The organism is Streptomyces hirsutus (genome assembly GCF_001418415.1).
Lineage (GTDB): Bacteria > Actinomycetota > Actinomycetes > Streptomycetales > Streptomycetaceae > Streptomyces > Streptomyces hirsutus.
In genome coordinates this window covers 1-6,391 of sequence record NZ_LIQT01000565.1, presented here as the reverse complement: position 1 = coordinate 6,391, position 6,391 = coordinate 1, and the positions used below count along the sequence as shown (strand labels likewise).

The window sequence follows — 6,391 nt, the reverse complement described above, 5'->3', positions numbered from 1 at the left end:
CCCGGGCTGTGGAGCGCTTGTGCCGGTGTGGGCGTCGACGCGATCGCCGTCGTCGGCCGGCTGTTCGTCGCTCCGTCGGCCCGGGGCCACGGGAGCGGTGCGTCGCCGATGGTGCGTGCCGTCGCGGAAGCCCGGGGCCGCGGCCCGCATCCGGTGCCCGACGTGGCGGCTTCCGGTACCGCGGCGGCTCCGGACGAGCGGCTCGGCCGGCGGTCGCCGGTCACGGTCGAACGGCGGTGGAGCCGGAGCAGAGGGGGGCCGTCCGGTGTGACGCGGCGGCGGCTCCGGACCGCTGACGCAGCCACTCGTCGTCCGGTCGCACCCGTGAGGCGCCCATCGGCGCCCCTCAGCCCTCCCGGTGGTCCCGCAGGAGCCGCTGGATCTCGGCCAGGGTCTCCTTGTCGGGGCCCCGGCCTCCGGCCGTCAGGGCGTCCAGGCGTTCGGCGGTGCGGAGGTCGTAGGCGCGTTCCTCGTCCTCGCCGGGTACGGCGGCGTACGTCTCCTCGTCCGCGAAGCCGATGACGACGTCGACCGCCTTGGCGATGATCCAGGTCAGGATGAAGGAGAACGCGGCGACGGCGAGGATGGCGACGATCTGCCGCCAGAGCAGGGAGAGGCCGCCCCCGTAGAAGAGGCCTTCCTTGCCGCTGACGTTCGCCGTGGCGAACAGGCCGACCATGAGCAGTCCGACGAGGCCGCCCGCGCCGTGCACACCGACCACGTCGAGCGTGTCGTCCACGTTCAGGCGGTACTTGAGGGTGACGGCGTACGCGCAGACCGCACCGGCGACGAGCCCGGTGATCAGCGCGCCGGTGGGGTCGATCTCGCCGCACGCGGGGGTGATGGCCACCATGCCGGCCACCGCACCCGAGCCCACGCCCATCATGGTGACCTTGCGGGTGCGCCAGTACTCCACCAGCGGCCAGGTGACCATGGCTCCGGCCGCGCCGAGCTGGGTGTTGATGAACGCCGTGGCGGCGGTGCCGGTGTCGCGGACCGCCGACCCGGCGTTGAAGGCCAGCCAGCCGAACCACAGCAGGGCCACACCGATCATGACCAGGGGGATGTTGTTGGGCCTCGGCTCCTTGCGGCGGAAGTCCGCCGGGCCCCTGATGACCAGGGCCACGGCCAGTCCGGCGATGCCCGAGTTGAGTTCCACCGGCAGACCGCCGGCGAAGTCCAGGGCGCCCAGGTGCTTGGTGATCCAGCCGTCCTCCGTGTCGAAGACCCAGTGCGCGGCCGGCACGTACACGATCAGCAGCCACAGCGACGAGAAGACCAGCCACCCGCGCATCGTCGCGCGGCCGGCGATGGATCCGCTGATCAGCGCCACCGTGACGATGGCGAAGCCCATCTGGAAGGTGGTGTAGACGTAGGTGGGGATGGACCCGGTCAGGGTGTTCGGCTCGATGCCCCGCAGAAAGGCGTGGTCCAGGTTGCCGATGAGGCCGGCGCCGCCCACGTCCGGACCGAAGACGAGCGAGTACCCGACGATGTACCAGAGGATGCTCACGAAGCACAGCGAGGCGAAGCTCATCTTGAGCATCACCAGGATGTGCTTCGTGCGGACCATGCCGCCGTAGAAGAAGGCGAGGGCGGGGGTCATCAGCAGCACCATCGCGGCTGCGGCCAGCATCCAGGCGGTGTCGCCGGAGTCGTAGCCGGGCGGCATGGGGGCGGGTGCGGTGATCACGGGCATGGTCTCCTGGTCGCGTCGGGGTGCGCTACGGCTTGCGCAGGTCGGGGGCGGGGTGGCCGGTGAGCAGCCGTCGTACGGCGTCCCACCCGGCGCGGACGGCCTCGGCGACACGGGGCTGTTCATGGCCGAGGATCCGCACCCAGGCCCCGCAGTCCTCCGGCAGCACGCTCGTCCCGTGCAGCACCTCACGGCCCGTCAGGGCCCGGTGCAGGGTGTCGGCGATCTCGGCGGCGGGGCGCCGGTTGCTCACCACGAACAGCGAGGCGACGTGGTCGTGCCCGGCGAAGACGCCCGGCCCGGTCACCCCTCCGTGCCGTTCCGGCCGCAGCCGCAGGGTGTCCACCGCCAGCGGCGTCCCGTCGGGCCGGCGGATCTCCAGGTCGTTGGTGAGCACGGTGTAGGCGTGCCGCTCGCCGTGGGCGATCCGGCCCGCCGTGACCGTTTCCGCGTACACCACCGTGGCGTTCTCGTCGACGGTGAGCACCGCGTCCTGGTGGAAGCGGGCCCCCGTGAAGGGGATCAGCGGATCGGGCAGGTACTCGACGTAGGCGCCGTCGGCAGCGGTCAGGTGGATGCGCTGCGTCGCGTAGTCGTGTTCCATCCGGTAGACCTTGGTGGCCGCCTGCGTGGTGACCAGGACCTGGGTTCCCGGACCGCACCGGAAGTCCTGGCGGTAGCGGTCGGCCTGGGCGATGCCGCCGCCCGTGGCCATCACGTAGGTGAACGCCATGCCGGGCAGCGCCGGGTCGACGTAGAGCGGGCGCATGATCTCCAGGGGCGACTTCTGGTACCGCTCGGCCAGTTCCGTCCGGTCCCCGCGGAGGACGAATCCGAGATCGAGGATGCCGACCTTGGCCGGTGAGCCCGGGCCGAGGGTCTCGGGCGCCCCCGAGAACGCGGACAGCTCCGGTGGGAGCCGGACGGGCTCGTAGTACTCCGGCGCGAGCCGATCGCGGACGGCGGGCACGTCAGATCAGCACCTTGCGCCGGGACTCGAGGAAGGAGGCGACCTCGTCGACGCCCTTGCCGGTCAGGCAGTCGGTCAGCACCACCGGTCCGTCGCCGCGCACGCGGTGGGCGTCGGCCTCCATCACGTCGATGTCGGTCCGCACGTACCGGGCGATGTCGGTCTTGTTGATGACCAGCAGGTCGGAGTCGGTGATGCCCGGTCCCCGCTTGCGCGGCATCTTCTCGCCCTCGGCGGTGTCCAGGACGAAGACGAACACGTCCGCCAGGACCGGGCTGAAGGTGAGGGTCAGGTTGTCGCCGCCGCTCTCGTAGAGGAGGACGTCGATGTCGGGGCAGCGTTCGAGCATCTCGGCGCCCGCGGCCAGGTTCATCGTCGGGTCGTCGCGCACGGCGGTGTGCGGGCAGGCGCCCGTCTCCACGCCCACGACGCGTTCGCCCTCCAGCACCCCGTCGAGCGTGCGGCGGATGTGCTGGGCGTCCTCCTGGGTGTAGATGTCGTTGGTGATCACCCCGGGCCGGTGGCCCTGTTTGATCAGGATCGGGACGAGTGCCTCGATGAGAGCGGTCTTCCCCGATCCGACGGGACCGCCGATTCCGACGCGCAGGACGTTGTCTCGCATGGTCTTCCTCTCCGGTGCCGACCGCCGTGGCCGGATGGCGGTCAGCTGGCGAACAGGCGGGCCTCGGCCCGCTCGTGACGGGCGGACATGATGTCCGCGGCGAAGGTGGTCGCCCCGAGGTCGCCGAGGCCCCGGGTCAGTGCCTGGTGTGTGGTCTCCTCGATGACCGGAGCCGTCCGCCGCAGCAGGACCTGGGCCAGGCGGTGATCGGTCAGCCGCAGTCTCAGCGCCGCGCCGGCGAAGCTCGCGCAGAACGCGAACAGGTCGGCGGCGACGGCCTGCCGCACGGGTACCCCGGTCTCCGCGTACACGACCCCGGCGGCGACGGCCTGCGTGCCCGGCGCCCGGCGGGCCGTCACCGTCCGGTGGTACCGGGCGATGCCGGCCCCGCCGAAGACCTCGGCGGCGAGGTCCAGCAGCTGGCGCCCGGTCCGGGTGGCGGCCTGCCGCATCTCCCGGTTGAGCTTCGTGGCGTGCAGCCGCCGGTCCGTCGCGGCCACCGCCGCCCAGTCCCCCGCCGCGGCGGCCCGGTGGGCCAGGGCCAGCGCGGTGGCGTCGGACGGGCCGACGCCGTGCCGGAGCAGGTCGTGGAGCAGCGCGGGGAGGGAGTCGCGGTCGACGGCTCCCTCCTGGGCGAAGCCCTCCAGGCTGTGGGACAGGGTGTAGAAGCCACTGGGGAAGGCCGAGTCGGTCAGCTGGAGGCCGATCAGGAGGTGTCCCAGGTCCGTGTCCTGCGTCCGGGCGTCCCGGGCGGACCGGGCGCCCGGGGCGGACCGGTCCGGCTCGGTGGTCTCGTCGCGGTACATGCGCTCAGACCAGGAAGAACAGCTGGTTGAGCGGGAGTTTCTGGGCGGGGTCGATGGTCACGACCTCGCCGTCCAGTGTGACCTTGTACGTCTCCGGGTCGACCTCGATCTCCGGCACGACGTCGTTGCGGATCATGTTGTGCTTGCCGATGGTGCGGGTCTTGCGCACCGGGAGCACCCTCCGCTCCAGGCCCAGCTTCTCGGGCACCCCGGCCGCGATGCCGGCCTGCGACATGAAGGTGACGTGCGTCGACTGCATGGCCCGCCCGTAGCGGCCGAACGCCGGCCGGTAGTAGACGGGCTGCGGTGTGGGCAGCGAGGCGTTGGGGTCGCCGATCTGCGCCCAGGAGACGATGCCGCCCTTGATGACCATCTTCGGTTTGGCCCCGAAGGAGTGCATGGGCCACAGGACGATGTCCGCCAGCTTGCCCGCCTCGATCGACCCGATGTGGTCCGAGACGCCGCTGGCGACGGCCGGGTTGATGGTGACCTTGGCCAGGTAGCGCAGGACGCGATGGTTGTCGTTGCGTGCGGAGTCCTCGGGCAGCGGCCCGAAGGCCTCCTTGCACACGTGTGCGATCTGGAAGGCGCGGGTGACGGACTCGCCGATGCGGCCCATGGCCTGGGAGTCGGACGAGATCATGCTGATGACGCCCCGGTCGTGCAGGACCGTCTCGGCCGCGATGGTCTCGGCACGCACCCGGCTGTCCGCGAAGGCCAGGTCCTCGGGGATGTCGTGGCTGAGGTGGTGGCACACCATCACCATGTCCAGCAGTTCGTCCACGGAGTTCTTGGTGTACGGCAGCGTGGGGTTGGTGGAGGACGGCAGGACGTTGGGCTCGCCGGTGACCCGCAGGATGTCGGGGGCGTGGCCGCCGCCCGCGCCCTCGCTGTGGAAGGTGTGGATCGTGCGGCCGTCGATCGCGGAACGGGTGTCCTCGAAGAAGCCGCCCTCGTTGAGGGTGTCGGTGTGGATCGCGACCTGGACGTCGTGACGGTCGGCGACGGCCAGCGCGTTGTCGATGACGGCGGGGGTGGAGCCCCAGTCCTCGTGGACCTTGAGGGCGGCGGCGCCGGCCTCGATCTGCTCGTCCAGTGCCCCGGGCCGGCTGCCGTTGCCCTTGCCCATGAGGCCGAGGTTGACCGGCAGGTCCTCGGCGGCCTCCAGGAAACGGGCGAGGTTGTAGGGGCCGGGGGTGCAGGTCGTGCCGTTGGTCCCGTCCGTCGGCCCGGTGCCACCGCCGAACAGGGTGGTGATGCCGTTGCTGAGGGCGTTCTCGCACTGCTGGGGGGAGATGAGGTGCACGTGCGCGTCCATGGCCCCGGCGGTCGCGATCAGGTGCTCGCCGGCGATGACCTCCGTACCGGTGCCGACGACGAGCCGGGGGTCGACGGAGTCCTGGGTCTGCGGGTTGCCGGCCTTGCCGATGCCCGCGATGAAGCCGTCCTTGACGCCGATGTCGCACTTGACCACGCCGACCACCGGGTCCAGGACGACGACGTTGGTGATCACGAGGTCGAGGGCGCCCTGCGCGGCGGTGGCCTGCGGGTCGGAGGACATACCGTCACGCATGGTCTTGCCGCCGCCGTAGACCACCTCGTCGCCGTACGAGCCCTCGCGGACGTCCTTCTCGACCTCGACGACGAGGTTGGTGTCGGCCAGCCGGAAGCGGTCGCCCACCGTGGGGCCGAACAGGTCGGCGTACTGCTTGCGGGAGAGGGTCGGCATGTCAGTTGGATCCCTTCTTCTTGGCCTTCTGTGCCTTCTTGGCGTCCGCCTTGCCCGGACCCGCCTTGCCGGCCGCGCCGCCGGTCCCCTGCTCCGCGTCCTCCTCCTGGCCCGCTCCGCGGAACCCGCGCCGCAGTGCCCGGCCGACGGCCTCGACCCGGGCGGGGTGCGACTTGACGCTGCCGTTGAGGAGGCCGCTGAAGCCGTGGAGGCGTCCGGTGCCCGCGTAGGTGCACAGCTCCACCTCGTGGGTGCCGCCGGGCTCGAAGCGGACGGCGGTACCGGCGGCGATGTTGAGGTGCATGCCGAGCGTGATGTCGCGGTCGAAGTCGAGGGCGGAGTTCACCTCGAAGAAGTGGTAGTCCGAACCGATCTGGATCGCCCGGTCGCCCGTGTTGCGGACGGTGACCTTGACGGTCCGCCGGCCGGCGTTGATCTCGATCGGGCCGTCGCCGTACTGGTATCGCGGGGGGAGCGTCATCGAAGACTCCTGTGGGAGGGGAGGACGTGAGGGTCGGCACCCCGGTGCGTGACGTCGGCACGGTGGGGCGTGTGCGGGAGGCCGTCC

6 protein-coding genes are annotated in these 6,391 nt (G+C 71.4%); all 6 read right to left on the bottom strand.

The features are described 5' to 3' along the window. Window positions 1-346: 346 nt before the first annotated feature. Genes AOK11_RS34485 through AOK11_RS34460 form a run of 6 tightly spaced genes read right to left on the bottom strand, consistent with a single transcriptional unit; the run spans window position 347 to window position 6,304 of the window. Window positions 347-1,693 (bottom strand): ammonium transporter, encoded by a 1,347-nt coding sequence (locus AOK11_RS34485; protein WP_055597598.1) that lies wholly within the window; start codon window positions 1,691-1,693, stop codon window positions 347-349. A 31-nt stretch (window positions 1,694-1,724) separates the two neighbouring features. Beyond that, a complete protein-coding gene (locus tag AOK11_RS34480; RefSeq protein ID WP_055597597.1) occupies window positions 1,725-2,666 on the bottom strand; it encodes an urease accessory protein UreD in 942 nt (313 codons plus the stop codon). Window position 2,667: 1 nt separating this feature from the next. Next, window positions 2,668-3,288: an urease accessory protein UreG gene (gene ureG / locus AOK11_RS34475; RefSeq protein WP_055597596.1), complete on the bottom strand. Its 621-nt coding sequence runs from the start codon at window positions 3,286-3,288 to the stop codon at window positions 2,668-2,670. Window positions 3,289-3,329: 41 nt separating this feature from the next. Beyond that, a complete protein-coding gene (locus AOK11_RS34470) occupies window positions 3,330-4,094 on the bottom strand; it encodes an urease accessory protein UreF (RefSeq protein ID WP_055597595.1) in 765 nt (254 codons plus the stop codon). Window positions 4,095-4,098: 4 nt separating this feature from the next. Beyond that, window positions 4,099-5,823, bottom strand: coding sequence for an urease subunit alpha (gene ureC / locus AOK11_RS34465; RefSeq protein WP_055597594.1), 1,725 nt, complete (start codon window positions 5,821-5,823; stop codon window positions 4,099-4,101). A 1-nt stretch (window position 5,824) separates the two neighbouring features. Then, on the bottom strand, window positions 5,825-6,304 hold the full coding sequence (locus AOK11_RS34460) for an urease subunit beta (protein ID WP_055597593.1): 480 nt from the start codon (window positions 6,302-6,304) through the stop codon (window positions 5,825-5,827). Window positions 6,305-6,391: the final 87 nt, after the last annotated feature.

What these genes read in the sequence shown, in the direction of transcription:
- AOK11_RS34470 (WP_055597595.1), bottom strand. Translation starts at nt 4,094, where the DNA reads ATGTACCGCGACGAGACCACCGAGCCGGACCGGTCCGCCCCGGGCGCC.
- AOK11_RS34460 (WP_055597593.1), bottom strand. Translation starts at nt 6,304, where the DNA reads ATGACGCTCCCCCCGCGATACCAGTACGGCGACGGCCCGATCGAGATC.
- ureC (WP_055597594.1), bottom strand. Translation starts at nt 5,823, where the DNA reads ATGCCGACCCTCTCCCGCAAGCAGTACGCCGACCTGTTCGGCCCCACG.
- ureG (WP_055597596.1), bottom strand. Translation starts at nt 3,288, where the DNA reads ATGCGAGACAACGTCCTGCGCGTCGGAATCGGCGGTCCCGTCGGATCG.